Consider the following 25,901-nt stretch of genomic DNA (forward strand, 5'->3'; position numbering starts at 1 on the left):
CTGATATGGCCCAATCCCGCAGATTTCCCCGCCTGCCGCTGTTTCCGGCGCTGACCGTTCTGGTGCTGCTGGGGCCGGTGGCGGCGGGGCTGTGGGGCACCTTGCTGCCAGCCTTTGGCCACCTGCCTGCCGCGGGGCTGTCCGGTCCGTCGCTGGACGCCTTTCGCGCGCTCATCGACTGGCCCGGCTTTGGTCCGGCGGTGCGGCTGTCTGTGACAACCGGGCTGGCCGCTGCGATCCTGTCGCTGGCGATCACCGCGCTGATCCTCGCGGGCTGGGCAGGCACACGCGGCTTTCGCATCCTTGAGCGCTTGCTGTCGCCCTTCCTGTCCGTCCCCCACGCCGCCGCGGCCTTTGGGCTGGCCTTCCTGATCGCCCCGTCAGGCTGGATCGCGCGCCTGTTTTCGCCGTGGCTGACCGGCTGGGACCGCCCCCCTGACGTGCTGATCCTGAACGACCCATGGGGCCTGTCCCTGATCGCAGGAATGGTGATGAAAGAGGTGCCGTTCCTGCTGCTCATGTCCATCGCCGCCCTTGGGCAAATCGACGGACGCCGTCGCATGGCGCTGAGCCAAAGCATGGGCTACGGCCGCATCTCGGCGTGGATGTTCGCAATCTTCCCGGCGGTCTATGCCCGCATCCGTCTGCCGGTGCTGGTGGTTCTGACATGGTCAATGTCAGTGGTGGATGTCGCAGTGATCCTTGGCCCATCGACGCCCCCGACCCTATCGGTGCAGATCGTGCGCTGGATGTCGGACCCGGACCTTGCCTTCCGCCTTCAAGCTGCCGCTGCTGCACTGGTGCAACTGGCGCTGGTCATCGGTGCCGTCGGGTTGTGGTTCGCAGGTGAAAAACTGGTCGCCCACCTTGCCTGCAGGCGCATTGAGATGGGCCACCGCGGCCATTACGACCGCCCCCTGCGGCTCACAGGTTTTGCCCTTGGCACCGCGATCTCGGTCGCGCTGCTGTTGGGGCTTCTCAGCCTTGCCATCTGGTCCGTCGCGGGGTTCTGGAGCTTCCCCGACCTTGCCCCCGACCAACTGACCGCCCGCAACTGGATACGTCACTATTCCGGCAGTCTGGGCGCGTTTTTCGAAACCATGTTGATCGCCAGCATCGCCGTCGCCATCGGCTTGGCCCTTACCATCGGCTGTCTAGAGACCGAGCATCGCCGCAACCTGCGCCTGACCCAGCGCGGCATGTGGCTGATCTATCTGCCGCTGATCGTGCCGCAAACCGCGTTTCTGCCGGGGCTGCAAACGCTGTTTCTAAATTTCGGGCTGGATATGGGCCGCGCACCGGTGGTGCTGGCGCATCTGGTGTTCGTCCTCCCCTATCTGCGCTTGTCGCTTGAAGGGCCATGGCAGGCATGGGACCCGCGCCAAGCCACCGTTGCCGCCGCCCTTGGCGCAAGCCCTGATCGCGTGCTGTGGCGCATCCGTCTGCCGATGCTGCTGGCCCCGCTTTTAACGGCCATCGCGGTTGGTGTCGCGGTGTCGGTCGGGCAATACCTGCCCACGCTTCTTGTGGGTGGCGGGCTCATTGAAACCCTGACGACCGAAGCCGTCGCGCTGGCATCCGGTGGCGACCGCCGCGCCATTGGCGTGTTTGGCCTGATGCAAACTGCCGCCGCTTTGGTGCCATTCGCGCTGGCTTTGGTCCTGCCCGCCCTGATATGGCGCAACCGAAAGGGGCTGTTGCATGGCTGAGGGATTGCACCTGAACAAAGTAAAGATCACGCATTTGGGCCAGCCCCTGATGTCGATCGACACCCATGTCGCCCCCGGCGAAGTTGTGACCATCATGGGGCCGTCGGGCGTAGGCAAGTCTACCCTGCTTTCCGCCATAATAGGCACTCTTTCACCCGATTTCACGCTGTCCGGGCAAATCCATCTGAACGGGCGCGACCTGACCGCACTGCCGCCGGATGAGCGCTGTGTCGGCATCCTGTTTCAGGACGCGTTGCTGTTTCCGCACCTGTCGGTGGGGGCAAACCTTGCCTTTGGGCTGGCGCAGGGCGGCACACGGGCCGAGCGTCGCACGAAGATAGACACCGCACTGGCCGAGGTCGGGTTGGACGGTTTTGCCGACCGCGACCCCGCGACCCTGTCAGGAGGACAACGCGCACGGGTGGCTCTGATGCGGATGTTGCTGTCAGATCCCCACGCGCTGTTGCTGGATGAGCCATTTTCAGGGTTGGACGCAGAGCTGCGCGACCAAGTGCGCCAACTGGTCTTTGACCATGCCAAAGTGCGGGGATTGCCGGTGCTGCTTGTCACGCATGACGACGCGGATGCAAAAGCGGCGGATGGTCCGGTTGTTCGGCTGGAATAGGGTCGATAGGGCATCGCCCGACCATGGGGGCGAACGGGCGCTGCCCGGTCTGGCGACCGGGCGGAGCACTAAAGCCGCGACAAAACTCCGCCATCCAGCCGATACCCATCCGGCGCAATTTCGGCCCGGAACTCCGGGTCATGGCTGACCAACAACATCGCCTGATCCAACCCTTTCAGGATCGCAACAAGCCGCGCGTAATTGTCCGGGTCCAGCGCATTTGTCGGCTCGTCCAAGATCAGCACTTCCGGCTCCATCGCCAGCACCGTCGCAAGCGTCACCAGGCGTTTCTCGCCCCCCGACAGCTTGTGCGTCACGCGGTCGCGCAGATGGGTCAGGCTTAGGCGTGCCAAAATGTCATCGACGATCACCACCGCCTCGTCACGCGATTTGCCCAGATTAAGCGGCCCGAAGGCGACATCCTCGGCCACGGTGGGGCAAAAAAGCTGATCGTCTGCGTCTTGGAACACAAACCCGATCCGGCGGCGCACTTCGTGAAAATCCGCCTCGGCCGAGCGGGGTTTGCCGAAGGCGGTGATCGTCCCCTGCGCCGGATGCAAAAGCCCCATGATGATCTTTAGAAGCGTGGATTTCCCCGCGCCGTTGGGTCCAACCAGCGACAACCGTTCGCCCGGCTCAAGCCGCATCGCCGCACCCTGCAAGACCGGGTCCAGACCGGGATAGGCAAAGTGAATGTCTGTTAGCTCAAGCAGCGGCATACGCGACCTCGGCCCAGACAAGGGCCGCAAGGGCAGTGCCAAGTGCTGCGGCAAACAGCAGATCGGCGCGGCTCAGGCGGAAATCCTCTAGCAGCACGATGCGGCCAGAAAACCCCCGACATTTCATCGCCGCCAGAATACGTTCGGACCGTTCGATTGCGCGCACCAGCATCATCCCCACCAGATAGCCATAGCTGCGATAGGTGTGCCAGTTGGTGCCGGGCCGAAACCCGCGCAGCTTCATCGAGGTGCGCAGGCGTTGGTATTCCTCGCGCAGCACGTCGATATAGCGGATGGTGAACATCATCAGATGCACCAACCGCTCGGGCGTTTTCAGCGCGAACAGGGCATGGCCCATCGTCACCGGCTCCATCGAGCCGACCAGCGTCATCACTGCCAGAATCACCGCGTTGGCCGTCAACGCGATCTCGGTCGCGCGCCACAGGCCTTGCCACGTGGCCTCGAACCCCCACACCGTCACAAACGGCGTGCCGGGCACCGTAAAGGGCAACAGGAACAAGGTGAAGATGATGAACCCGTCCATCATCGCCATGCGTTTCAGTGTTTTCTGGATCGGCAAGCCCGAGATCGCGAGAAGCCACATCGACAGAATCAGTGCGCCCGACAGAACGCGCAGATCGCTCAGCCCAACCACGGTCACGGCATAGATCACCGTCATCACGATCCGCATCCGTGGATCAAGCGACGACACCGCCGCCCGAAGCGCGCCAAACCCTGATAGCGGCTTGTGGTCCGAGGTCAGGACATAAGTCATTTGCCAGCCCCCAGCTTGCGCCGCGCGGCGATGTAGAAGCCCAGACCGAACAGGCCGAAAATATAGCCTATTCCACCCAAAACGGACTGAAAATCCGATTTGTTCTTGAACGCTGTCAGCTCTTGCCGGATCGGGCGCAGCTCGTTGCGCAGCATGGTTGCGATTTCGGCGCGGGTGGCGTCGTTCAGACCTGCCGTCCCGCTCTGCATGGCTTCCGGCGCCCCCGCCAGAACCGACGCGGTTGCCGATGCTCCGGCCGCCCCCTGCCCCATCAGTTGCGCAACCTCGGCCCCCGGCAAGATGGCTTCGGCCACATGCCCGGCCCCAAGGTCGGCGCGGAAGACATGGGTCACGGGTTGGATCGGTGTAAAGACAAAGAACCCGTCATCATCGGTCGTGGTTTCGCCCAGCTTGGTGCCGGTATCGTCAAACACCTCAACCAGCTTGTTCACAGCCATGCTGCCGTCGGACATGCCGATCTCGCCCTCGATATCCTGGCCGGACGGGAAGACGCTGGCGATGACGTTATGGGCCAGCGCGGGCACAGGGGCCAACAGCGTGGCGATCAGGATCAGAGCGCGGATCATGCCAGCCCCCCTTTCGCGCCGATGAACAGTTCAGGTTTCACCCGGCGCGCCAGATAGATAGCGGCGCCGGACAACAGCGCCTCGATCACGATGACCGGGATATGGGCGATGAAGACCAGCTTGGCGGCGGGGATGAATTCATCGCCCGAAAGTCCCAGTGAAAACGCAACGGCCAGCGTGGTGGCGGCTATTGCAAAGCCGCCGCCGATGCCGCCCCAGATCGCACCCTGCATGGGTGATCCGCGTGATACCAGACGCCCGAAGATCAGGCCCGCCAGCACCGCGGGGCCGGCAATATTCACCGCGTTCACGCCCAGAACGGTCAGCCCGCCAAAGCCAAAGAACACCGCTTGCAACAATAGCCCGACAAACAATGCCGGGAACGCCGCCCAGCCCAGCACCAGCCCGGCCAACCCGTTCAGGATCAGATGGACCGAGCTTGGGCCGATGGGCACATGGATCAGCGAGGCGACAAAGAAACTGGCCGACAACACGCCTGCCGCCGGAATCCGTTCCAGCGGCAAGTGTTTCAGGCCCATGGCAATTCCGCCGATGGCGACGACGGCGCCGCTGATCAGCACGGGGTTTGACAGCGCGCCGTCTACGATATGCATGGCAGCCGCCTCACTTCATGTCCTCGGCGCGGATCCAGATCACGGCGTCTTGCGACAGTTCCTTGCCCTCGTGCTCAGAGGCCAAACCAGACCCTAACGCTGCGAAACCCCAGTATCCGGCCCTGGGAATGCCGAAGGTGAACACGCCGTTTTGATCCGCGATGGCCACAACTGCACCGCCCTGCATGGGTTGGGCGGTGGGGTCGGTTGTTGCGAAAGCCTCCAGATCCGGCTCTGCCGCCATGTATTCCACTTCAATCTCGGCCCCCGGCACGGGTTTGCCGTCCGCCAGCACCTGACCCGAGAAGGTGGACCCCACGATCACGTTGTAGGGCTTGTTCAGCGGCAGGATTTCCGTCGGCAACCCAACCGGCTGATCCCAATCGGTGGGCAGCGTGTTGCGGTTCAGCACGACCTTGGCAATCTGCTGAATAAAGATATCCTCGCTTTCCTCGTAATAGGGCGCGGGGATCGTGACGACGACGTAATCGCCCGAGCGTTTCACGGGAATGGTGGCGCGATAGGCCGCCGCCTCGTTCGACGCGCCTTTGAACGTCGCAGGCTCCAGCCGATCGGACAGATCAACCTTGTCGCCATTATGCACCATGAAGAATTCCTGCGGCGCGCCCATGTCCATCACATGGCCGTTTTCAAACGGGTGCCAGAAGATCAGGCCCATCGGCACATCGCCGGGGCGGTCGATCATCGCGTCGTCGGTGTAGTTCAGTTGGAAATGCGCCGCGGCAGCAGCGGGAAGCAAAGCGGCCAAAGCGGTGGCCAGTAGACAAGTTTTCATGTCGTCCTCTTAGAGTTCACAGGCAAAACGCCTGCATTCAAGAAGGAACAACGGGGATAATGGCTCGGGAGGGTCTGGTGACCGCCGGGCCAGACGCTCACCCCGGCGTCCGGTAGGTTGTGGGCAGATGCCCAGCGTCCGGCAGGTCTCCTGACTCGCGGGTCTTGGCTTGGCTGGCCTTCCCGGGACGCATCCCAGTGGCATTGTCAGCTTCGCTCGCCGCTCACAGTTGCGGGGGCAGTTACGGGATTGGCGCCTTTTGGCTACACCTCACCGTATTCCCTATTACTACCGCGGCGCCTTTGCGCACACGGAACCGATCGCACGACGTCCATGTCAGATCGACCGCCCCCGAGTCAAGCAAATGCACAGGGGTCCGCGGGTCGCAGACGCGTAGTGGAGCGTCGCAAGACCCAGTAACCTATTGAAAAATTTTTACTTTTTCGAAGCAAATATTTGGATGGTTCAGATATGGCAATCACGCCAATTGATCTTCGCAAACAATCGCCGCACTGTGCGCAACCAACAGCGGTCAACCAAGCGAAGGGCACCCATGTCACACCACGGCGCGCACGACCATCACACCCATGATGGCCATAACCATATCCCAAAGAACGAGCGCAAGATCGCCATCGCCGCCGCACTGACCGGGGGGTTCATGGTCGCAGAACTGGTGGGCGGGCTTCTGTCCGGCTCGCTGGCGCTGATCGCCGATGCGGGCCATATGCTGACCGATTTCGCGTCGCTGATGCTGGCGTGGTTCGCGTTTCGGCTGGCCCGGCGGCCCGCCGATTGGAAGCGCACCTATGGGTTTGATCGGTTCTCGGTGCTGGCGGCCTTTGTGAACGGGCTGTCGCTGTTCCTGATCGCCGCCTGGATCACGTGGGAGGCGATTGAGCGCCTGACCGCCCCGGTCGAGGTGCTGGGCGGCACGATGCTGATCATCGCGGTGCTGGGCCTTCTGGTGAATATCGTCGCATTTCTGGTCCTGACACGCGGCGAAGGCGACAATTTGAACGTCCGCGCCGCTGCTTTGCATGTGGCGGGGGATTTGCTGGGGTCGGTTGCCGCGATCGTGGCCGCACTGGTCATTCTGGCGACGGGCTGGACGCCGATCGACCCCATCCTGTCGGTCGTTGTGGTGCTGATCATCCTTCGCTCGGCGTGGAAAGTTGTGCGTGAAAGCGGGTCTATCCTGCTTGAGGCCGCGCCCGATGGGTTTGACCGGCGCAAGGTTGCAACCGATCTGGAGGCCCTGCCCGGCGTCGACAGCGTGGCGCATATCCATGCGTGGTCCGTCACCCAGGAACGCCCGATGGTGACGATGGAGGTCACGCCAGCCCCCGGAACGGACCCGCAAGAGGTCAAGACCCGTGTCAAAACCCGTCTGCGCGAGGCGTTCAGCATCGAACACGCCACCGTCGAGATCAGCAATGCCACCGTCCCCGCCGAAGCATCGCGGGGGTAAAACGCCCTATTTGGCCTGCTTAGTGTCTGTTTCCCGCAAACCCCTTCGCCCGATTGAACCGAGGTAACCAATGCCACCCCCCCCTGCCCCAGCCCTCCACGCCGCGCGCAACGCCGTGATTGCGATGTTCGTGCTCAACGGCGCGCTGTTCGGCATCTGGGCGTCGCGTATCCCCACAGTCGCGGGCAAACTTGCGCTGGACCCGAAGGATCTTGGGGCGCTGTTGCTTTTGATGGGGGCCGGGGCCATCGCGGCATTCCCGCTTGCGGGGCGTTGGGTGGATCAGCACGGCGCTGCACGCGTGACCGTGTGGCTAGCGGTGGGCTATGCGTTGTCGCTGTTGCTGATTGGCCTTTCACCCAACCTCTTGTCGATTGCGGTGGCCCTGTTTTTCTTCGGGGCAACCCATGGCGGCATGGATGTTGCGATGAACAGCTGGGCTGGCGCGGTCGAACGCCACCTGCCCCGCCCGATGATGTCCCGGTTTCACGCGACCTGGTCACTTGGCGCGGGGCTTGGCGCGGCGTCGGGCTATGCGGCGATCAAGCTCGGATTGCCCGTTTCGGCGCATGCAGTGCTTGCTGGGGGCGCCGTGACGGGCCTTTCGCTCTGGCTGGCAGCTGGACCCTCTAAATCTGCCCAATGGGCGCCTAACCCGGCCCACAGCGCCTCTCGCGGCCCATTTCTGGCGTTGCCCAAGGGGTCATTGCTGCTGGTCGGGCTGACCGCCATGTGCGCGTCGCTGGGGGAAGGGGCGATGGCAGATTGGGGGGCGATCTTTCTGGTCACGACGACCGGCGCTTCCGAAGCCGCGGCCGCTTTCGGCTATGCGGTCTTTTCCGTGGCCATGGTTGCCATGCGACTGGCCGGAGACCGCGTGACCCTCCATCTGGGGCCCGTGCCGACCGCGCGCCTTGCCGGAGTGATCGCAGCATCTGGCGTGGCTTTGGCCATCAGCGTTGCAACCTATCCTGTTGCGTTGGTCGGCTTTGCGCTGATGGGGGTCGGCTATGCGGTGATCATGCCATTGGCCTTCAGCCGGGCCACCAGCGACCCGGACCTGTCGCCGGGCAAAGCGGTCGCCGGGCTTGCAACGTTAGGCTATGGCGGTCTGCTGATGGGGCCGCCGGTGATCGGGTTCATCGCGCAGGCAAGCTCACTCCGGGTGGGCTTTGTGCTGCTTTTGGCGCTGTCCGCCCTGATCGTGGTGCTGGCCCCTGCCCTTGCACGGCGCGACTAAGCCCCGCGCGCACTCGGTAGACCCCTGATATCGCTTAGTAAAACGAGATATCGTCGACCAGGCTCATCTTGTTGCGCACGTCCTCGACGATCAGTGTATCGCCGTTGCCCAGTTCAATATAGACATCGCCGTTCTTAACTTTTGCCTTGTTTTTCATGAGCTTATGCGCGCCCATACCCTTTGGCAGCAGATCGCGTTCAATAAAGATCCGGTCGTTCTGACCATCGCGGAAGTCCTTGATCCGATCCTTGCCGCCATTGAAATAGAACCGATCAGCACCCTTGCCGCCTGTCATCCAGTCAGAGCCTGCACCGCCATAGAGCGAGTCCTTGCCCCTGCCGCCGTATAGCGCGTCATTGCCGGTCCCGCCAAACAGCCCATCATTTCCTTTGTAGCCATACAGCCGGTCACCTGAATCTTTTCCGGACAGCGTGTTGCCCGCCGCATTTCCTTTCAGCAGATCCTTGCCGTCGCCGCCCCGCACACCTTCGATCCGCGAGTAGGTGTCACCATAGGCACCACCGCGTCCCATGCCCTTGGCCAAGTTCACATAGATGGCAGCTTTTGTGCCGGAATAGTCAGCAAAGTCAAAGCCATCCCCGCCAAACAAATCGTCCAGACCCGGGCCGCCGATCAGCACATCCTTGCCGTTGCCGCCCGCAAGCGTGTCGTCACCCGCCCCACCGATCAGCGTATTGGCGCCGGTGTTGCCGATCAAAACATCATCGCCCGAACCACCCTTGGCCCGTTCGATCACTGTGCCATAGGCAATCACAAGGTTGCCCTTCTCGCCCATCACACTTGACGCCTTGCCGATGCGCAGGTCGATCCGCTGATCGCCGCTGTAGTTCGAGAAATTGAACGTATCAAAACCGCTGGAATCGTAGACGGTCATCGCGACGTTGCTTTCACCCGCGAAATCACCAGCCGGCCCGTCGGCGTTCGAGCCATAGCCATAGGTGGTCGAGCCCTTGTTGGCCCCCTTCCAAGTGCCATACAGCTTTTGAATGGCGGCGACATCGGCAATCATCGGCGTCAGGACATAAGCGAAAGAGGCGGACACATACGGATTTTCCGACTGCGAGAAATAGGACATGACGGTCTTTTGCCAGCTGTCATTGGCGTAATGCGCATTGCCAAAGAAGTTGGCCGACCCGTTGTAATCCCCTGCATGGCCCAGCCCCAGAGCGTGCCCAATCTCGTGCAGGTATGTTTGATAGGAATAGCTGCTCAGGTCATATTCGTCGCCCGAATACCAATAGGTCGGAATGTTGACCATCGACCCGCTTATGGTGCCGCCAAAACTCACCGAAGACGATGAATACGCCCCGCTGCTGTCACCTTGCACAAACACGATCTGCGCCGACGTGCCCGAAACTTCGGTGAACTTGATGCCAGATGCGGCGGACCAGGCATCCAGCGCCTTTCGGGCAAACCACTTTCCGGCCGGCGCGATGGAAGACACGGAATAGGTTAGCGTGCCACCCGGTTTCACATCAAAATGCCGGGCTGGTTGTCCGGAGATCGCCCAGTAACCATTTGTCAGATAGCTTGCGATCTGGTTGACCGAATAGGCTGGCATCGCGGCCAGAGACGGGCTGCTTGCGGCGCTTTGCGCCCCGGCTTGCACGCCACCTGCGCGCAACAATTCAATGATCGACATAAAGCCTCCTGATTTCGGTCAGCTACGTTTCTGCTGTCAGACGGAGTTAATCAACCTCTGTGGCAGAAAATGGGCGGGAAAATGCCTGCAATTCGGCCAATCCACGCGCAGGGCGAACCCTGTCCCCGCGGGGACAGACCTCCTGCCCGGCCCATTCAGCCTTCTGTCCCCTTGGGGACAAGAAGGTGGTCAGCCATCCAGCGCGTGAAAAAAAGCTTGAACCGCTTCCTCAAGCCGATGCCGATCAACGTTCGAGAAATCGCGCGCGATGCGCATTTCGATCCGCCCTTCGGATGCAGCGCAGCGCACCGTTCCACCCTTGACGTCCTGCCGGAACGTCGTCTTTGCCGCACCTGTGGGCTTGCTGGGCTGAGCTTTCTTGGGGATGGAAAGCGGCGCGGCTTGCTCGCGCAGAACCTCTAGTTCGGCATCCGGCGTGGACACCAACGCGGCCGCCAAGGCTGATTTGACCTTGGCGCGCGCGCCCTCTTCCGACACCAAACGCTTTTCAAGCTGCAAGCCCAAGGCGCGTGGGATCGCTTCAGGGAATTTCAGGTGGGTTCCAATGGCGTCAAGCAGCGTCATGAAATGCTTGATGTAGCTGCGCTTTTGCCGCGAAACAGACCCAAACAAGGCCGCCAGAGCCTGATCTGCATCTTGCGCGGCTGTCTCGGGGTCCGCCACATAGCCGCGCGCAAGCTCAGCCATTTCCGCGAACGAGATATCGCGTCGCACAAGGTTTTCATCGACCATCCGACGATAGAGCATTTCCAGCTCTTCGCCATGCGCCATCAGCCCCGCGGGGATGCGCGCGTAAGCCTCGTCACCCGTTTCGTCATAAAGCTCTTGGAACGCCGTCAGGCGGCGAAAGCCCTGCACCAGCTCAAAGACACCTTCGCCCACCTGCTCCACCCGGATCGGGTTGGACAGCCCTACATCACGGATCGAGGCTTTCAACTCGTCCAGTTCCGCATCACGCCCCGGCTTGCGATCACGGGTCAGTTTGTCAGACCGGATGGCATTCAGCGGGATCATGTCAGTGATCAGCCCTGCCTTTTTCAGGCGCACATGTTCATGCGCCAGCCTGTCGTTCTCGGCGCGAATTTGCGCCTCGACCGCTTGGCGCTCTTCCAAAGCGGCCGAATTTTCCGAAATCGCCGAGGCCATCGGGCCGCGTCGGGGTTCCGTCACGGGCGCAGGATCGGCTGCGGGTGGGTCGGCTTCCGGGAAGTCGATGTCAAAGACGCGACGTTTGCTCATGCTCTATCCTCCAGCTTGTCCCAGGCAGTCAGCAGGTTGTCCCTGAATTCCTCATACGCGGTGTCAAACGACCCTCGCGCCCGCCGCCAGGTTTCCCGCGTCATATCGCGGTAATCAATTTCGTAAATCGAGCTGAGGAAGCGCCCGGATTGCTCCACGGCGCGCGTCATCTCGATCGGGTGTTCGGCCAATCGTTCCCCAAAAACCTTACCAAACGCCGTCCGCATCGCACGGTGCAATTCGTTCGATGCCTCATAGCGCGTGAGCAGGAAGCGCACATCGGCGAACTCCTTGGGCAGCGACATTGTCCCCGCGGGGACAGAATTGGTGAACCGCGCCAGATCCTCCAGCGCCTCGGACAACTGACCGATGAAGGACGTGGTGCTGTCATATTCCCAATAGCCGGGACCCGACGGGATATAGAGCACATCCGCCGCAAACACCGCGTTCATCGACTGATACCCAATCGCGGGGGGGCAGTCGAAGACGATCATGTCATAGGCGTCATCCGCCAACCCATCCAGAAACCGCGACACGGCCGCGAAGAAGGACCATTCCGGGTTCACGTGGCGATACTGCGCGGACGCAAATTCAACGAACGCGGCGTTGGCGCAGCTTGGGATGATGTCAATCGTCGGCCAGCAGGTCGGCTTGATGAAATCCGAATTGCGCAGATCAGACAGCCCCATATCCGTGATCGCGGCGGGCAGCTTTCGCTGGGGCAGGGCGGTTCCGCTTTCGGCGCCCGCGACCGCGCTGTTCATCCGCTGGGTTTCCTGAATAAGGTCGCGCGCCATAATGCCCCAGACGGTGTATTCCTCGGCCACGTCGCTCAGCCCCATCGAGTGGCTGAGCGTCGCCTGCGGGTCGAAATCCACGCACAGCACGCGGTAGCCATCCAACGCGGCGGCGTGCGCAAAGTGCAGCGCAACAGTCGATTTGCCCGCGCCGCCCTTGAAGTTGGCAATCGCCGCGCGAATCGCCCGCTTGCCCGCGGGGCGTTTGGGCATCATGGATTTGCGGTTGATGCGGATGCGCCGGCGCAGCTCGTTGATCTCGTCCAGCGTATACCAGCGCTGCCGCCCGTCGCCTTCGACCAGCCCTTGGGGCAGGGAGGGGTCGGCGGCAAGACGTCCACGCAATGTGGATTGATTGACCTTGAAGATCAGCTCGGCGACCTCCCAGGATGAGAACCGGCGCAGCGTCTTCTCCATCTCGGGCGAATAGGTCTGCTGCCTGATCCAGCCCTGCATCTTCAGTGATTGTGCCTGTAACTGCGCCAAATCTTCGTGGGTAAACATCCTGACTCCTGCTCTTATAGGACGCTAATTATATGTGCTTTCTGATTTACGCGGAATTGGCGGAAAAAGCAAAAGGGATTTTGGAATTGGGTCAGCTTGCGACGCCCCACAGGGACAGCATTGATTTCATTACATTTTATTCAGAATAGCCCGCTGAGCCGCAGAATTTGGGGACACAAGATGTGCCGCTTCGCTATATTGGGGGACATATATGTTGTAATACGGGACACCCTGCATGTCCCCCTATACCTATAAACCATTTTTCTTATTAGATTTGAAAAGGTTTTAGGGTCTTGAGCCGAGAGGGCTTGACAGAATCGCAACCAAGGACGCAAATCGTTGCAGTGTTGGCAAAAGCGTTGAGTTCGGCGTAATATGCCTTCCACAGACCGAACGTTAGATTCGGCGATTGATAATACTTCCGGGCAAAGCTCCGGATCGAGGCAGCCGCGAATGCGGACGGAACAGGTAAGCTGGGGGCGGTATGCAACAGCTCAGGGCGACGGGTCGTAATGCGGCGTCGTTGAAATATGATCTTCTCACGGCGATGGGCGCCTATGCCTTGGCCGAAGGGAAGGGACCGCAACGGTTGGTGCTGCGGCTGATGACCTTGGTCACCGCGCGCTACAATTGGGTCCGCAATGAACTGACCGTGGGCCAGCGCGAGATTGCGCGGCTGTGGTCGGTGGATGAACGGACCGTGAAGCGCGAGATGGCGAAGCTCAGGGCGATGGGCTGGCTGGTCGTCAAGCGGCAGGGCGCGCGGGGCCGGGTCACCGAATACCGGCTGGATATCGAAAAGATCCTGCGCTGCACACGGGCCAGTTGGGCAGCAATAGGGCCTGATTACGAACAACGGATGACGCGCGACGAGGCGAAGGACGACAATGTCGTGCCGCTTCCGGTCAGCGGATCGCGGAGCGGGGCAGGGGGCATAGATGCGCCCCCGCCTGATATGTCGGACGGGACGGAATGGTCGACGGTCCAGACCTTGCTGCATTCAGAGGATCAAACCTTGTTCAACGCGTGGTTCCGGGGCCTGTCCCGGCAGGGGCGAGAGGGTGCAAAACTGATCCTGAAAGCGCCCAGCAGGTTCCACGCGGATTACGTCGACACGCATTTCCGCGCACGGATCCTCTATGCCTGCCAATCCATCGACAACAGCGTGGGAGAGATCGCAATCAGACACTAATCCAGCGGGGCAGGGGGCTTAGCCCTGCGCAACGTGCCGATCGACCATCCGTTGCACCATCGGGGCGAAGTGCCAAAAATCCGGCGTCTCCATGTCATCGCGTTTGCCTGCATCGTCCAGATAGCGCACCGCGATGATGTGCTTCAGGTTCGGGTTCTTTTCAAACGCGGCGACCTCATCATCGCTCATTGGGCCGCCTTGCAGCATCAGTGAATGCACCGAGGCTTCGCTGAGCCGGTCGAAATAGGTCGGTTTGGTGGCGCAGAGATAGCGCTTCGCGGCCACGTGATACCGCACGCAATCGGTGATCACGCTGGGAAAAAACCGCTCCAATACCTCGGCGCCCGCGTCTTCGTGGTGGCGATCTTCTGTGTCGTCAGGGTGATAGGTGCCGAATTCGGAAGTGAAATGGCCAATGTCATGAAGCAGCGCGCCGACAATGATTTCCTCGGGCTGGCCGTTTTGCTCGGCGATGGTGGCACCTTGCAGCATGTGTTCGGCCATGGTGACGGGTTCGCCCAGATATTCCTCCCCTCCGCGTCGGTCGAAGATGCTGCCGATGAAATCGACGATGGTGTCAGGGGTCAGGGTGTTGATATTGGGTTTCATTCTGCGGCCTCTTTCACGTCTGCGCGGCGCATCGCGGCATAGGTCGAGCGTAACCCGTCCTTGTCGGAATAACAGCCCTGAAGCCACCGCGAGCCGGTGCCGGAATAGGCTTTGCGGGCGTGCAGAACGCGGGTGTTGTCGACGACGAACGCCTCGCCGGGTTCCAGCCGGAAGGTGACCTCCATCGCCGGGTCGTCGATGATTTCGCCAAACCGGCGATAGGCGGCGTAATAGGTCTGCATTTCGTCAAACGGCACGTCCGACACGGCCGCGAGCGAGCGGTTGTTGAAGCGCACCGCGACCAGTTCGCCGTCGGGGGCAAGTTCGATCATAGGGCGGCGCGATTGCAGGCAGACACCATCTTCACCCGCATACTCAAATCGGGCGCAGAAGGACGATAATGCGGTGAAATAGTCAGGGTTTTCGTCGCGCAGACGCAGGGCGGCTGCAAACCCGTCGACCACCATGTTTTCACCACCCGCCGCCGAGCTTTCAAGGCAATATAGCACCTGAACCGAGGGCACCGGGTCGCGGTATGGGTTGTCGGTATGCGCTTGCAGACCCAGCCCGGTGAAGGCGAGGTTGGTTGGGTTCACCTCGGTGCGCACCTCGAACTTGCGCCCATAGTTTGTTTCACGCACATAGCCAAACAGATCGACCACTTTGAACAGCGCGCCGTCCTCGATGGGGCCGTTTTCTAGCTTGCCGAAACCGTAACGGTTGACCAGCGCGAGCCAGTCGCCCAAGGCCGCGTCGTCTTGCGTCATCGCAACGAAGTCACCAACCGGAACGGATCCCATCAGGCGGGCGTCCCAAGGCTCTAATTCGGCCGAAAGCCAGCCATTTTGCGTCGGGGTAGGGCGGTCATAGGCGTTCTGCACCAACCAATTTGCGTCATAGGTGATGGTTTTGCCCTCGGGCACGAATGTCACGTCAACCGCACTGCCATTCACGACAGCCCCGGTTATTTTCGTATCCGCCGGAATGTCACGCAGCGCGACAAGCCGCTGCCCATTGCCGGGCGCCCGGGTGGCGTCGTCCCAGGCGTTGTCGCGCAGCCACATGGCGTGAAAGCGCAAAGGGCCGTCTGGGGTGGTAAGGGTCAGGATCTGTCCTGTCGGGTCAAGGTTGGCATCAAGCATGGTGTGTCCGTTCGCTGCGTGAATTTCGGTGACACTTTCGCGCGTTTGATAGATAAGCACAATTTAGAGGAAACAACCCTGAGGCATGGATTGGCTTATGGTAAACACCCCCCTTTCAAACCTGCCGCTGGATTGGGTCCGCGCGTTCGAGGCGGCAGGCCGCACCGGCAGCTTCACCGCAGCGGCGGCGGAAACGGGGCTGACGCAGGCCGCAATCAGCCAGCGGATCGGCAACCTTGAGGCGCGATTGGGCGCGACCCTGTTCATCCGCCAGCCGCGCGGCGTGATCCTGTCGGTCGAGGGCGAGGCTTGGTTGCCTTATGTGACCCATGCGCTTGGCACGCTGCGTCAAAGCTCGGAAGAACTGTTTGGCATCCAGAGGCGACGGGTGACGGTTTGGGCCAGCGCGTCCGTGTTGCAATTGTGGGTCGCACCGCGTTTGGCGGGGCTATCGCTGGGCGATCAGGTTGAGCTGTCGTTTAAGACAATGGTGTTGGCCTCCGAGGATGGGCCGGGCGTATCGGGCGTGCGCATCCGTTACGGCAATGGGGATTGGGATATCGCGCACCGCGCGCGGCTGTATGACGAGGCGCTGACGCCGGTCGCCGCGCCCGTATTGATCAAGCGGGCAGGGCAGGGGGGCTGGCAGGATCTGCCGCGCCTTGGTCTGTCAGGGCCGCGCGCCGGTTGGCATGACTGGGCGAAAGTGACGGGGGACGCACCAACGCCGGTGCCGCAACTCCGGTTTGATACGTTCACTGCTGCCTTATCTGCCGCCGAGTCCGGGGCAGGGGTGTTGTTGGCGTCGCTGCCTTTGGTGCGGGCGCATCTGGAGGATCAGCGGCTTACGCGCCTGTCGCAAAGTGTGTTGCCGTCTGAAAACTCTTATTGGATGGTCGCGTCTGACCGCGATGTGACCCGCCGCCAGTGGGAGGCTTTGACCGGGCGGTTCTGCGCCTGAGCGGTTGCGTAGAAACACGCGGGATGCATTTTCTTGCGGCAATCCGTCGCGCAGCCCGTTAAAAGGCGCGTGAACCGGTCACAAAAGGGTCCACGCACAGGTGAAAGATACGAGCGTTACGGCACAGATCAACTTTGCCGCTGTCGATCACAAGATCGACGGGCGCTTGATTCTGTCCGGCGTCTCGGTCGATCTGTCGGCGCGGCGCATTGGGGTGATTGGGCGCAACGGGTCGGGCAAGACCACGTTTGCGCGGCTGCTGGCGGGGTTGGTTGCGCCGAGCGCGGGCACGGTCACGATTGACGGGATCAACCCGGCGAAAGACCGACGTGCGGCGCTGTCGCTGGTGGGCATTCTGTTCCAGAACCCGGACCACCAGATTATCTTTCCGACGGTGATCGAGGAGATCTCGTTCGGCCTGCGCCAGCAAGGTATGGATGACCCCGAGGCGCGCGCAGGTGCTGTGCTGGAGCAATTCGGCAAGGCGCATTGGCACGAGGCGCATGTGCACAGCCTGTCACAAGGCCAAAAGCAACTGGTTTGCCTGATGTCGATCCTTGCGATGACGCCGCGCATCCTGATTCTGGACGAGCCGTTCGCGGGGCTGGATATTCCGACCCGGATGCAGCTTGCCCGCTATCTGGATCGCTATGACGGCACGTTGGTTCATGTCTCGCACGATCCGCGTGATCTGACGGGCTATGATCAGGTTCTATGGCTGGACCGTGGGGTGTTGCAAGGGCAGGGGGCCGATGTGCTGGACGCCTTCACCGATGAAATGACACGGCAAGGAGAGGGCGATGATATCTCTGACCTCTCCCGTTAGGACGCGCGCCCATGATTGGCCCGCCGGGCTGAAACTGGCGGCTTTGTGCGTGGCGACGGTGCTGTTGTTCAAGGCGCAAAACCTGTGGGTTCATGGCGCGGCCTTTGCCGGCATGTTGGCGCTGTATCGCCTGCCCGGCCCGGTGTTTTTTCGCGCCGGTCTGCGGGCGCTGAAGGTGTTGTGGCCCTTCGTTGTGATGCTGGCGATCTATCACCTAGTGACGCGCACGCCTTACGTGGGTGGGGTGATCGTTTTGCGGATGCTGACAGCGGTCGGGCTGGCCACGTTAGTGACAATGACCACGCAACTGTCGGACCTGATCGCGGTGGTGCGCTGGCTGGCGACGCCGCTGCGCGGTGTGGGGCTGAAAACCACCTATCTGGAAACCGCCATTGCGCTGGTTATCCGCTTCACGCCGGTACTGCTGGCCAAAGGCACCAAGCTGATCGACGCGTGGCGCGCCCGATCGCCGCGCCGCCCCGGTTGGCGAATTATCTTACCGTTTACGGTCCTTGCGTTGGATGACGCGGACCATATCGCCGAGGCGCTGCGCGCGCGCGGTGGTTTTGATGCTATGGAGACCTAATACATGGAAAAGAATGTCACCCTGATCGCCCTATTTGCAGCCCTGATTGCTGCGCTGGGTCTGATCCCGCAAATCGCGCTGCCCTTTGGTGTGCCGATCACCGCCCAAAGCCTTGGCATCATGCTGTGCGGCACGGTGCTGGGGGCCAAGCGCGGCGCGTTGTCGGTGCTGTTGTTTCTGCTGCTGGTGGCGCTTGGTCTGCCTCTGCTGGCAGGTGGTCGCGGTGGCTTGGGCGTGTTCACCAGCCCGACCGCCGGCTTTCTTGTGGGCTTCCCAATCGCGGCGTTTGTCACGGGTCTGATCACCGAAACATGGCGCAAGGGGTCGCTGGCGGTCAGCGCGGGTGTTGCCTCGGTCATCGGTGGGATCGTGGTGCTTTACCTCTTCGGGATCTCGGGCTTTGCGCTGGTCACGGGCAAAACCATGGGTGAAGCAACCGTGGTCATGGCGGCCTTCATCCCCGGTGACATCCTGAAAGCCGCAATTGCGGGGATGCTGACGGCGGCTCTGGCCAAGGCGCGTCCGGCAAGTGTGCTGTCGCGCGTTTGATGGCGATAGGCTCTGAGAAGCGACCGACATTCGGAGAGATACCATGCCTAAGACATCAATTTTCTTTGTCATTCAGGGCCTCTATATGCAATCGCAGGCGCTGTTGCTTGCCAGTAGCCTGAGGGCGCATTTGGGCGATGAGCCTGACCTTGTCGGCTATCTTCCGCTGGACGACGCCCGGCCGGGCCCTGATGCAGCCACCAAGGCCGCGCTGGACGGTTTCGGCGTCAGTCTGCAGACCATGGAAATTCCCGCCGGGGCATGGAAAAAGCCCTATCCGCATGGCAATAAAATTTTGGCCGCGATGCAAGACCGCACGGCAGATATCCATGTTTTCATGGACACCGACATGGTCTGTGTCGCCCCGGTTGACTTCGCTTCATTGGCATCGCCAAACGCTGTTTCCGTGGTGCCCGAAGGCGTGCCATCGTGGGGCAAGAACAGCGACCGATGGGACCGCGCCTATGCGCATTTCAACCTGCCGTTGCCCACGGATCGGGTGCGCCTGACACGCCGCCGAAGGATAGAGTTCTATCCCTATTTCAACGCAGGCCTTGTTATTTTCAACGACGCCTACAAAGGCCAGGACGAAGGGTTTGGCAAGTTGTGGTTCGAAACCGCACACGATTTCGACTTCAACTGCGCTGTCGCCAAGAAACGCCCCTGGCTTGACCAGATAACCTTGCCTTTGACGCTGGCCAGATTTGGGATTGAGTATCGGGTTTTGTCTGAAGACTATAATTTTTCGATTTCCAACCGCGGCTTCGAAGCAGATGCAACCCCTTCAATCCTGCACTATCACCAATACCGGTTTGGTTCGGAATGGCCGCAGATTGACACCGAACTCGCCCGCATGAAACAAGCTTTGGGGCCGGAAACACTCGCAAAGCTTCCCGCCGAGTTCGAAGGCTACTGGACTGCCAGCCAGACGGACTGAACCGATTTTGTCGCAAGGGCGTCAGCATTCGTGCAAAAACTTTCATTGTTCAGCAAACGCGTGTTGGCGCCAGTTTACCCTTCCAGAAAGTGCGCCGTATCAGGGACTTACGACTTTTTCCAACACCACATTCAAAAAGTAAAATTTTTCAGGTGAATTGATTTCTGCGACAAATCGACACTTTCTTTGATCTAGGTCATTAGGGCGCGCCGACGCCGGGTTTAGGGCTTGAAACGCAAGCCACCAAACCAGCGAGCGATTCACATATGTCTGCATCACCCACCAGACGCGCCTTCCTGAAAGGCAAAGTTCAGGAGGTTCTGCGCCAGCGGCCCCCCGGAGTTGGCCCGGAGGCAGAGTTCCACGACGCCTGCACCCAGTGTGGTGAATGCGCGACGGCCTGCCCCGAAGGCATTATCATGAAAGATGCGGGCGAACGCCCGTTCCTGGATTTCAACGCCGGGGCCTGCACGTTCTGCCATGCCTGCACCGATGCCTGTGACTTTGGCGCGCTGACGCCAGAGAACGAATGGCTGTGGCGCGGGGATGTCGGCAACAACTGCCTGTCGTTGAACGGTGTGAACTGCCGCACCTGCGAAGACCATTGCGACCAACGCGCCATCGGGTTCCAGTTGCAAACCGGAGGCCGCGCCCAACCGGTGCTGGACGAAGACCTGTGCAATGGCTGCGGGGGCTGTTCGATGGCCTGCCCCGTCGGCGCCATTTCCTTCAAGAAGATCAAATCAGAAACGGAGGCCCGCCCATGATGAATATCTGTGGCTGCCTGGTGCACACGATGCCGGATATGACCGAGACTGTCATAACCGCGATCGACGCCACCCAAGGTGGTGAAGTGCATGCCCACCAAGACGGTCGCATCGTTGTGACCGTAGAAGACACGCCAGACATGCGTGCATCCGACCAGATCATGGAGATGCACCAGATCCCCGGCGTTTTGACCATCACCCTGACGTATCACCATTTCGAAGAGCTCGACGGCGACCCTGCCGCCGCTTCGACGACCAAACACTAATCGGGAGACACACCATGTCCATGACTTCATCCCGCCGATCCTTTCTGAAGGCCAGCGCCGCCGCCGCGACCGCCTCGGCCGCCGGCATCACCCTTCCCAATGGCGCTATGGCGCAACCCAAGTCCCCCGATATCCGGTGGGACAAGGCGGCGTGTCGGTTCTGCGGCACCGGCTGTTCGGTGCTTGTGGGCGTCAAGGACGGCCGCGTCGTGGCCACGCAAGGCGACCCGGAAGCCCCGGTGAACCGTGGTCTGAACTGCATCAAGGGCTATTTCCTGTCCAAGATCATGTATGGCGCCGACCGCCTGACCACACCGCTTCTGCGCAAGTCGAACGGCGTTTACGACAAAAACGGCGACTTTGAGCCGGTCAGCTGGGACGAAGCCTTCGACGTGATGGCCGAGAAGTGGAAAGCCAGCCTTAAGGAAAAAGGCCCGACCGCCGTTTCCATGTTCGGCTCCGGGCAGTGGACGGTCTGGGAAGGCTATGCCGCTGCCAAGCTGATGAAGGCCGGGTTCCGGTCCAACAACATCGACCCCAACGCGCGCCACTGTATGGCGTCGGCCGTGGCCGGCTTCATCCGCACCTTCGGCATTGACGAGCCGATGGGCTGCTATGACGACCTTGAGCATGCAGACACGTTCGTCCTTTGGGGCTCGAACATGGCCGAGATGCACCCGATCCTGTGGTCGCGGCTGACTGACACCCGCCTGACCAAACCGGGTGCAGAAGTGCACGTCCTGTCCACGTTCGAACATCGCTCGTTCGAACTGGCGGACAATGGCATGATCTTCGCGCCGCAAACGGACCTCGCGATCCTGAACTATATCGCCAACTACATCATTCAAAACGATGCGGTGAACTGGGACTTCGTTGAAAAGAACACCCATTTCAAACGCACCAACACCGATATCGGTTATGGTTTGCGTCCCGAGCACGAGCTGGAACAAGCCGCCGCGAACCCGTCGCATGACGGCAAGCACGGCGCCATGTCGGACATGACGTTCGAGGAATACAAGGAAGCGGTCGCACCATACAGCGCCGAGTATGTGTCCGAACTGTCGGGTGTGCCGGTCGCCGCGCTGGAACGTCTGGCGCAGCAATATGCGGACCCGAACCGCAAGGTGATGAGCCTTTGGACCATGGGCTTCAACCAGCACACGCGCGGCACATGGGTGAACAACCTCATGTATAACGTGCACCTGCTGGTGGGCAAAATCTCGGAACCGGGCAACTCGCCCTTCTCGCTGACCGGTCAGCCGTCGGCTTGCGGCACGGCGCGCGAGGTTGGCACCTTTGCCCACCGTCTGCCCGCCGACATGGTTGTCGCCAACGAAGGTCACCGCGACATTTGTGAAACCGCGTGGGGCATCCCGAAAGGAACCATTCCGCCCAAGCCCGGTTTCCACGCCGTGCTGATGCACCGCAAGCTGAAAGATGGCGACCTGAATTGCCACTGGGTGCAGTGCACCAACAACATGCAAGCCGCGCCCAACATGAACGAAGAAGGTCTGCCGGGGTATCGCAACCCTGAAAACTTCATCACCGTGTCCGACCCGTATCCGACCGTGACCGCGCTGGCCGCTGACCTGATCCTGCCCACCGCCATGTGGGTCGAGAAGGAAGGCGCCTATGGCAACGCCGAGCGTCGCACACAGTTCTGGCGCGAACAGGTGTCTGCACCGGGCGAAGCGAAATCGGATGTCTGGCAGGTGATGGAGTTCTCGAAACGTTTCACCACCGACGAGGTGTGGCCCGCCGAGCTTCTGGACACCATGCCGGAGCTTAAGGGCAAGACCCTGTTCGAAGTTCTTTACGAGAACGGCAAGGTCAACAAATACCCCGTGTCCGAAGTGGCCGAAGGGTTCAACAACCACGAAAGCGAGGACTTCGGCTTCTACGTTCAGAAAGGTTTGTTCGAAGAATATGCCGAGTTCGGTCGCGGCCATGCCCACGATCTGGCGGATTTCGATGTCTACCACCAGGCGCGCGGTTTGCGCTGGCCCGTGGTGGACGGCAAGGAAACGCTCTACCGTTTCCGCGAAGGCTATGATCCTTACGTGAAAGAAGGCGAGGGGGTTAAGTTCTACGGCAAGCCCGATGGCAAAGCTTTCATCATCTTCGCCCCGTATGAACCTGCCGCCGAAGAACCGGATGACGAATATAACCTGTGGTTCGTGACCGGTCGTGTGCTGGAGCACTGGCATTCGGGCTCGATGACCCGTCGTGTGCCGGAACTGCACCGTTCGTTCCCATCTGCCGTGGTGTTCATGCACCCGGATGACGCGAAGGATCGTGGGCTGAAGCGCGGGCAAGAGATCCAGGTCTCGACGCGTCGCGGCGAGGTTCTGTCGCGCGTGGAAACCCGAGGCCGCAACAAGATGCCCCGTGGTGTCGTGTTCATGCCGTGGTTCGACGAAGGTCAGCTGACCAACAAGCTGACGCTGGACGCAACTTGCCCGATTTCCAAGGAAACGGATTTCAAGAAATGCGCCTGTAAAGTCGAACGCGCCTAAGCGTACTACTGAGGAAAGATAAGACCATGTCCGCCGCCAACAAACGCAAACCCAAGCCGCTTGATCGCCGCCGCTTCCTTCAGGATGCAGCACGGGCCGCCGGGGCATGCGCGGTGGCGGGCATGGCGCTTACGAAACTTGCGACAGACGCCCGCGCGCTGCCGGCGCAGGCCATCCGCCCGCCCGGCGCCCTGCCGGAAGAGGACTTTCTGGCCGCCTGCATCCGCTGTGGGTTGTGTGTTCGGGACTGCCCCTATGACACGCTGAAACTGGCCGAGCTGGGGCTGGAAGGTCCCGCCACCGGCACGCCCTTCTTCACCGCCCGTGATATCCCCTGCGAGATGTGTGACGACATCCCCTGCGTCGTGGCCTGCCCGACAGGTGCGCTGGACCATGGGCTGACCAATATCGACGACGCTGACATGGGCCTTGCGGTGCTGATCGACGAGGAACATTGCCTCAATGCGCTCGGCCTGCGTTGCGATGTCTGCTATCGCGTCTGCCCGGTGATCGACAAAGCGATCACGTTGGAGCGGCGCCATAACGAACGATCAGGCGCGCACGCCATTTTCATGCCCATCGTGCATTCCGATCACTGCACCGGTTGCGGCAAATGTGAAAAATCCTGCGTGCTGCCGGGCGAGGCCGCCATCAAGGTGCTGCCCCGTCGTGTCGCGATGGCCGAGGCCGCCGACCACTACAAGCTGGGTTGGGAAGATCGCAACCCGATGGTGGATGACATCATCGACCTGCCCGATCGCCTGCCCGGACCGGGCACCGATAACCTTGCCGCCCCCGGTGGCTATCTGCCGGGCACCGAAGGCCTGCCCGATCCCTCGATGGATGGCGGCTTTACCCCCTCTTTCAACCTTCCCGGAACAGGAGGGTCAGGACAATGAGCGAGAAAACCGCCCTTCCCGTCGGACAAGAGGCCATTCAGGACAAAGGCTGGTGGCTGGCCCATCGGTTCTTGATCCTGCGCCGTGTGTCACAGGCGTTCTTCCTTGGCCTGTTCTTGCTGGGCCCGTGGTTCGGGATCTGGTGGGTGAAAGGCAATCTGGCCGGGTCACTGACCTTGGACATTCTGCCCCTGACCGACCCGTTCGTCCTGCTGCAAGGCATGGTCGCCCAACACTGGCCCGAAATGACGGCCATCATCGGAGCACTGATCGTCGGCGTGACCTATGCGCTGATCGGCGGGCGCGTCTATTGCAGTTGGGTCTGCCCGATCAATCCGGTCACCGACGGCGCCCACTGGCTGCACGACAAGCTGGGCTTTGCCAAAGGTTGGCAACCCAAACGGAACACGCGTTTCTGGGTGTTGGGCATGGTGCTGATCGTTTCTGCCCTGACAGGGACCATTGCCTGGGAGTTTGTGAACCCGATTTCCATGCTGCACCGAGGCCTTATTTTCGGGATGGGTTTTGCCTGGACCTTCGTCCTTGCCGTCTTTCTGTTCGATCTGTTTGTGTCGCGCCGTGGATGGTGCGGACACCTGTGCCCGGTCGGCGCGTTCTATGGCCTGCTGGGTCACGGCTCGATCCTCAGGGTCAGTGCGGTGAACCGCGCCGAATGCGACGACTGCATGGACTGTTTCGCGGTCTGCCCCGAAATGCACGTGATCACCCCCGCGCTTCGCGGCGCGGATGAGGACACGCCGATCATCCTGTCGCCCGACTGCACCAATTGCGGTCGCTGCGTGGATGTCTGCGCGCCCGATGTTTTCAAATTCACCACCCGGTTTGACACCACCCCCGCGCCAGCCCGCGCGGCTCGCCGGCCAAAACAACGTCAACCCGAGGCCAGTCGCGCGGCCTGAGACAATAAATGCGGGAGATGCCCAAATGAAAAAGAACCTTCTGATCAGCGCCATCGTCGCCCCGACGCTTCTGGCCACCGTTGCCTTCGCGCAAAGCGCTGGCGGTGTCAGCACCTTGCGGGGGGCGGATGTATCCGAACCCGTCGCCGTCGAGGATGTGTTTCACCAAAACGAAACCCGGTTCGCCCGGAACTATCGCCAGCAGCCCCCCTTGGTGCCGCATTCAATCGATCAGTATCAGATCGACCTGAAGGCCAATCGCTGCTTGTCGTGCCATGACTGGACCGTCGCAGGCGAGCGCAAGGCACCGACCCTGTCGATGACCCACTATCTGGACCGGGACGGCAACCAGCTGGACACCGTCGCCGGGACTCGCTGGTTCTGCAACCAATGCCACGTGCCGCAGGCCGATGCGCCCGCGCTTGTCGACAACACATTCGAAGCCTCGAACTGAGGCGGATGAGAAAGGATAAGGGACATGTCTGACGCAAACCCCGGCTTCATCCGCCGCCTTTGGCGCAAGTTCAGGACACCTGCGGGTGTTTCGCTTGGCACATTGCTGATTGGTGGCTTTGCTGCCGGTGTCATCTTCTGGGGTGGCTTCAACTGGGCGCTCGAGATGACCAACACCGAAAAGTTCTGCATCTCCTGCCACGAGATGGAGGATAACCCTTACGCAGAGTATCAGGGCTCGGTTCACCAGAACAACAGCTCGGGCGTTCGTGCAACTTGCCCGGACTGCCACGTGCCAAAGGATTGGGGCCCAAAAATCGTGCGCAAGGTCAAAGCTTCGAAAGAGCTTTACGGCCACTTCATCACGCGCGTGATCTGGACCCCGGAAGAGTATGAAGGTCACCGTATCGACATGGCCGCCCGTGAATGGCGCCGAATGAAATCGACGGATTCGAAGGAATGTCGTAACTGCCACAGCTTCGATTTCATGGATTTCACGCAGCAGGAAAACCGTGCGGCCG

General features: G+C 61.1%; 27 protein-coding genes and 1 riboswitch. Of the genes, 17 read left to right on the forward strand and 10 right to left on the reverse strand.

The features are described from left to right. Nucleotides 1–5: 5 nt before the first annotated feature. Entirely contained in the window at nucleotides 6–1,709 is a 1,704-nt protein-coding gene (locus ACXYMP_RS15585) for an ABC transporter permease (RefSeq protein WP_458907478.1), read from the forward strand. Beyond that, a complete protein-coding gene (locus tag ACXYMP_RS15590) occupies nucleotides 1,702–2,334 on the forward strand; it encodes an ATP-binding cassette domain-containing protein (RefSeq protein ID WP_458907481.1) in 633 nt (210 codons plus the stop codon). The genes ACXYMP_RS15585 and ACXYMP_RS15590 overlap by 8 nt, the downstream gene beginning before the upstream one ends. Nucleotides 2,335–2,402: 68 nt before the next feature. On the opposite strand, the gene ACXYMP_RS15595 is transcribed toward ACXYMP_RS15590, so the two are convergent. The 5 genes from ACXYMP_RS15595 to ACXYMP_RS15615 are packed head-to-tail and all read right to left on the reverse strand — an operon-like array spanning nucleotide 2,403 to nucleotide 5,825. After that, complete coding sequence (locus tag ACXYMP_RS15595) at nucleotides 2,403–3,053, reverse strand: energy-coupling factor ABC transporter ATP-binding protein (protein WP_458907483.1); 651 nt, start codon at nucleotides 3,051–3,053, stop codon at nucleotides 2,403–2,405. Continuing rightward, a complete protein-coding gene (cbiQ, locus tag ACXYMP_RS15600) occupies nucleotides 3,040–3,828 on the reverse strand; it encodes a cobalt ECF transporter T component CbiQ (protein ID WP_458907485.1) in 789 nt (262 codons plus the stop codon). Before cbiQ ends, ACXYMP_RS15595 begins: the two co-directional genes overlap by 14 nt. Further along, a complete protein-coding gene (locus tag ACXYMP_RS15605) occupies nucleotides 3,825–4,415 on the reverse strand; it encodes a cobalt ABC transporter permease (protein WP_298571758.1) in 591 nt (196 codons plus the stop codon). Before ACXYMP_RS15605 ends, cbiQ begins: the two co-directional genes overlap by 4 nt. Then, complete coding sequence (gene cbiM / locus ACXYMP_RS15610) at nucleotides 4,412–5,029, reverse strand: cobalt transporter CbiM (RefSeq protein ID WP_298571756.1); 618 nt, start codon at nucleotides 5,027–5,029, stop codon at nucleotides 4,412–4,414. Before cbiM ends, ACXYMP_RS15605 begins: the two co-directional genes overlap by 4 nt. 10 nt (nucleotides 5,030–5,039) lie before the next feature. Then, nucleotides 5,040–5,825, reverse strand: a complete 786-nt coding sequence (locus ACXYMP_RS15615; protein WP_458907488.1) for a DUF4198 domain-containing protein — start codon at nucleotides 5,823–5,825, stop codon at nucleotides 5,040–5,042. A 123-nt stretch (nucleotides 5,826–5,948) separates the two neighbouring features. Next, a riboswitch (cobalamin riboswitch) is annotated at nucleotides 5,949–6,161 on the reverse strand. A gap of 217 nt (nucleotides 6,162–6,378) precedes the next feature. Between ACXYMP_RS15615 and ACXYMP_RS15620 the strand changes: the two genes are divergently transcribed. Both ACXYMP_RS15620 and ACXYMP_RS15625 read left to right on the forward strand, forming a co-directional pair. Further along, entirely contained in the window at nucleotides 6,379–7,293 is a 915-nt protein-coding gene (locus ACXYMP_RS15620) for a cation diffusion facilitator family transporter (protein ID WP_458907490.1), read from the forward strand. 70 nt (nucleotides 7,294–7,363) lie between these two features. Then, nucleotides 7,364–8,533: an MFS transporter gene (locus ACXYMP_RS15625; RefSeq protein WP_298571749.1), complete on the forward strand. Its 1,170-nt coding sequence runs from the start codon at nucleotides 7,364–7,366 to the stop codon at nucleotides 8,531–8,533. A gap of 34 nt (nucleotides 8,534–8,567) precedes the next feature. Here ACXYMP_RS15625 and ACXYMP_RS15630 read toward each other — a convergent pair whose 3' ends face one another. The 3 genes from ACXYMP_RS15630 to ACXYMP_RS15640 all read right to left on the reverse strand — a co-directional run bounded on the left by ACXYMP_RS15630 (nucleotide 8,568) and on the right by ACXYMP_RS15640 (nucleotide 12,757). After that, nucleotides 8,568–10,196 (reverse strand): M10 family metallopeptidase, encoded by a 1,629-nt coding sequence (locus ACXYMP_RS15630; RefSeq protein WP_298571747.1) that lies wholly within the window; start codon nucleotides 10,194–10,196, stop codon nucleotides 8,568–8,570. 189 nt (nucleotides 10,197–10,385) lie between these two features. Further along, entirely contained in the window at nucleotides 10,386–11,456 is a 1,071-nt protein-coding gene (locus tag ACXYMP_RS15635; protein ID WP_298571744.1) for a ParB/RepB/Spo0J family partition protein, read from the reverse strand. Continuing rightward, entirely contained in the window at nucleotides 11,453–12,757 is a 1,305-nt protein-coding gene (locus ACXYMP_RS15640) for an AAA family ATPase (RefSeq protein WP_458907493.1), read from the reverse strand. The genes ACXYMP_RS15635 and ACXYMP_RS15640 overlap by 4 nt, the downstream gene beginning before the upstream one ends. Nucleotides 12,758–13,241: 484 nt before the next feature. Between ACXYMP_RS15640 and ACXYMP_RS15645 the strand changes: the two genes are divergently transcribed. Further along, complete coding sequence (locus ACXYMP_RS15645) at nucleotides 13,242–13,949, forward strand: DnaA N-terminal domain-containing protein (protein WP_458907495.1); 708 nt, start codon at nucleotides 13,242–13,244, stop codon at nucleotides 13,947–13,949. Between the two features lie 18 nt (nucleotides 13,950–13,967). Here the strand turns inward: ACXYMP_RS15645 and tmpB are convergent, their stop codons facing one another. Continuing rightward, a complete protein-coding gene (gene tmpB / locus ACXYMP_RS15650) occupies nucleotides 13,968–14,558 on the reverse strand; it encodes a (R)-1-hydroxy-2-trimethylaminoethylphosphonate oxygenase (RefSeq protein WP_458907497.1) in 591 nt (196 codons plus the stop codon). After that, a complete protein-coding gene (gene tmpA, locus ACXYMP_RS15655) occupies nucleotides 14,555–15,700 on the reverse strand; it encodes a 2-trimethylaminoethylphosphonate dioxygenase (protein WP_298571732.1) in 1,146 nt (381 codons plus the stop codon). The genes tmpB and tmpA overlap by 4 nt, the downstream gene beginning before the upstream one ends. A gap of 97 nt (nucleotides 15,701–15,797) precedes the next feature. Here tmpA and ACXYMP_RS15660 point away from each other — a divergent pair, with 97 nt between their 5' ends. The 12 genes from ACXYMP_RS15660 to ACXYMP_RS15715 all read left to right on the forward strand — a co-directional run. Further along, a complete protein-coding gene (locus tag ACXYMP_RS15660) occupies nucleotides 15,798–16,661 on the forward strand; it encodes a LysR family transcriptional regulator (RefSeq protein WP_458907500.1) in 864 nt (287 codons plus the stop codon). 100 nt (nucleotides 16,662–16,761) lie between these two features. Beyond that, the gene (locus ACXYMP_RS15665) at nucleotides 16,762–17,487 is read left to right on the forward strand and encodes an energy-coupling factor ABC transporter ATP-binding protein (protein ID WP_458907502.1); all 726 of its coding nucleotides are present in this window, start codon (nucleotides 16,762–16,764) and stop codon (nucleotides 17,485–17,487) included. Continuing rightward, complete coding sequence (locus ACXYMP_RS15670; RefSeq protein ID WP_458907504.1) at nucleotides 17,462–18,073, forward strand: energy-coupling factor transporter transmembrane component T family protein; 612 nt, start codon at nucleotides 17,462–17,464, stop codon at nucleotides 18,071–18,073. Before ACXYMP_RS15665 ends, ACXYMP_RS15670 begins: the two co-directional genes overlap by 26 nt. A 3-nt stretch (nucleotides 18,074–18,076) precedes the next feature. Continuing rightward, the gene (locus ACXYMP_RS15675) at nucleotides 18,077–18,622 is read left to right on the forward strand and encodes a biotin transporter BioY (RefSeq protein WP_298571719.1); all 546 of its coding nucleotides are present in this window, start codon (nucleotides 18,077–18,079) and stop codon (nucleotides 18,620–18,622) included. 43 nt (nucleotides 18,623–18,665) lie between these two features. Then, the gene (locus tag ACXYMP_RS15680) at nucleotides 18,666–19,559 is read left to right on the forward strand and encodes a hypothetical protein (protein ID WP_298571716.1); all 894 of its coding nucleotides are present in this window, start codon (nucleotides 18,666–18,668) and stop codon (nucleotides 19,557–19,559) included. A 266-nt stretch (nucleotides 19,560–19,825) separates the two neighbouring features. Further along, a complete protein-coding gene (gene napF, locus ACXYMP_RS15685; RefSeq protein WP_458907507.1) occupies nucleotides 19,826–20,326 on the forward strand; it encodes a ferredoxin-type protein NapF in 501 nt (166 codons plus the stop codon). Then, complete coding sequence (locus ACXYMP_RS15690; protein ID WP_298571710.1) at nucleotides 20,323–20,592, forward strand: chaperone NapD; 270 nt, start codon at nucleotides 20,323–20,325, stop codon at nucleotides 20,590–20,592. Before napF ends, ACXYMP_RS15690 begins: the two co-directional genes overlap by 4 nt. Before the next feature lie 20 nt (nucleotides 20,593–20,612). Beyond that, nucleotides 20,613–23,108, forward strand: a complete 2,496-nt coding sequence (napA, locus tag ACXYMP_RS15695) for a nitrate reductase catalytic subunit NapA (RefSeq protein ID WP_458907517.1) — start codon at nucleotides 20,613–20,615, stop codon at nucleotides 23,106–23,108. Between the two features lie 26 nt (nucleotides 23,109–23,134). Next, the gene (gene napG, locus ACXYMP_RS15700; RefSeq protein ID WP_298571707.1) at nucleotides 23,135–24,007 is read left to right on the forward strand and encodes a ferredoxin-type protein NapG; all 873 of its coding nucleotides are present in this window, start codon (nucleotides 23,135–23,137) and stop codon (nucleotides 24,005–24,007) included. Further along, entirely contained in the window at nucleotides 24,004–24,927 is a 924-nt protein-coding gene (gene napH, locus ACXYMP_RS15705) for a quinol dehydrogenase ferredoxin subunit NapH (protein WP_298571704.1), read from the forward strand. Before napG ends, napH begins: the two co-directional genes overlap by 4 nt. A gap of 25 nt (nucleotides 24,928–24,952) precedes the next feature. After that, nucleotides 24,953–25,381 carry a nitrate reductase cytochrome c-type subunit gene (locus ACXYMP_RS15710; protein ID WP_298571701.1) on the forward strand — a complete coding sequence of 143 codons (429 nt, stop codon included), beginning with the start codon at nucleotides 24,953–24,955 and terminating at the stop codon, nucleotides 25,379–25,381. Between the two features lie 24 nt (nucleotides 25,382–25,405). Further along, nucleotides 25,406–25,901: NapC/NirT family cytochrome c (locus ACXYMP_RS15715; protein WP_458907511.1), on the forward strand; the 496-nt coding region annotated here is incomplete at its 3' end.

The organism is Aliiroseovarius sp. CAU 1755 (assembly GCF_054482655.1).

Excerpts from the sequence above, each read along its gene's own strand:
- ACXYMP_RS15670 (WP_458907504.1), top strand. The coding sequence starts at position 17,462 with ATGATATCTCTGACCTCTCCCGTTAGGACGCGCGCCCATGATTGGCCC.
- ACXYMP_RS15710 (WP_298571701.1), top strand. The coding sequence starts at position 24,953 with ATGAAAAAGAACCTTCTGATCAGCGCCATCGTCGCCCCGACGCTTCTG.
- cbiM (WP_298571756.1), bottom strand. The coding sequence starts at position 5,029 with ATGCATATCGTAGACGGCGCGCTGTCAAACCCCGTGCTGATCAGCGGC.
- cbiQ (WP_458907485.1), bottom strand. The coding sequence starts at position 3,828 with ATGACTTATGTCCTGACCTCGGACCACAAGCCGCTATCAGGGTTTGGC.
- ACXYMP_RS15615 (WP_458907488.1), bottom strand. The coding sequence starts at position 5,825 with ATGAAAACTTGTCTACTGGCCACCGCTTTGGCCGCTTTGCTTCCCGCT.
- ACXYMP_RS15690 (WP_298571710.1), top strand. The coding sequence starts at position 20,323 with ATGATGAATATCTGTGGCTGCCTGGTGCACACGATGCCGGATATGACC.
- napF (WP_458907507.1), top strand. The coding sequence starts at position 19,826 with ATGTCTGCATCACCCACCAGACGCGCCTTCCTGAAAGGCAAAGTTCAG.
- ACXYMP_RS15620 (WP_458907490.1), top strand. The coding sequence starts at position 6,379 with ATGTCACACCACGGCGCGCACGACCATCACACCCATGATGGCCATAAC.
- ACXYMP_RS15645 (WP_458907495.1), top strand. The coding sequence starts at position 13,242 with ATGCAACAGCTCAGGGCGACGGGTCGTAATGCGGCGTCGTTGAAATAT.
- ACXYMP_RS15680 (WP_298571716.1), top strand. The coding sequence starts at position 18,666 with ATGCCTAAGACATCAATTTTCTTTGTCATTCAGGGCCTCTATATGCAA.
- ACXYMP_RS15595 (WP_458907483.1), bottom strand. The coding sequence starts at position 3,053 with ATGCCGCTGCTTGAGCTAACAGACATTCACTTTGCCTATCCCGGTCTG.
- tmpB (WP_458907497.1), bottom strand. The coding sequence starts at position 14,558 with ATGAAACCCAATATCAACACCCTGACCCCTGACACCATCGTCGATTTC.
- ACXYMP_RS15625 (WP_298571749.1), top strand. The coding sequence starts at position 7,364 with ATGCCACCCCCCCCTGCCCCAGCCCTCCACGCCGCGCGCAACGCCGTG.
- ACXYMP_RS15630 (WP_298571747.1), bottom strand. The coding sequence starts at position 10,196 with ATGTCGATCATTGAATTGTTGCGCGCAGGTGGCGTGCAAGCCGGGGCG.
- napH (WP_298571704.1), top strand. The coding sequence starts at position 24,004 with ATGAGCGAGAAAACCGCCCTTCCCGTCGGACAAGAGGCCATTCAGGAC.
- napA (WP_458907517.1), top strand. The coding sequence starts at position 20,613 with ATGACTTCATCCCGCCGATCCTTTCTGAAGGCCAGCGCCGCCGCCGCG.
- ACXYMP_RS15605 (WP_298571758.1), bottom strand. The coding sequence starts at position 4,415 with ATGATCCGCGCTCTGATCCTGATCGCCACGCTGTTGGCCCCTGTGCCC.
- ACXYMP_RS15635 (WP_298571744.1), bottom strand. The coding sequence starts at position 11,456 with ATGAGCAAACGTCGCGTCTTTGACATCGACTTCCCGGAAGCCGACCCA.
- tmpA (WP_298571732.1), bottom strand. The coding sequence starts at position 15,700 with ATGCTTGATGCCAACCTTGACCCGACAGGACAGATCCTGACCCTTACC.
- ACXYMP_RS15660 (WP_458907500.1), top strand. The coding sequence starts at position 15,798 with ATGGTAAACACCCCCCTTTCAAACCTGCCGCTGGATTGGGTCCGCGCG.
- ACXYMP_RS15675 (WP_298571719.1), top strand. The coding sequence starts at position 18,077 with ATGGAAAAGAATGTCACCCTGATCGCCCTATTTGCAGCCCTGATTGCT.
- ACXYMP_RS15585 (WP_458907478.1), top strand. The coding sequence starts at position 6 with ATGGCCCAATCCCGCAGATTTCCCCGCCTGCCGCTGTTTCCGGCGCTG.
- napG (WP_298571707.1), top strand. The coding sequence starts at position 23,135 with ATGTCCGCCGCCAACAAACGCAAACCCAAGCCGCTTGATCGCCGCCGC.
- ACXYMP_RS15640 (WP_458907493.1), bottom strand. The coding sequence starts at position 12,757 with ATGTTTACCCACGAAGATTTGGCGCAGTTACAGGCACAATCACTGAAG.
- ACXYMP_RS15590 (WP_458907481.1), top strand. The coding sequence starts at position 1,702 with ATGGCTGAGGGATTGCACCTGAACAAAGTAAAGATCACGCATTTGGGC.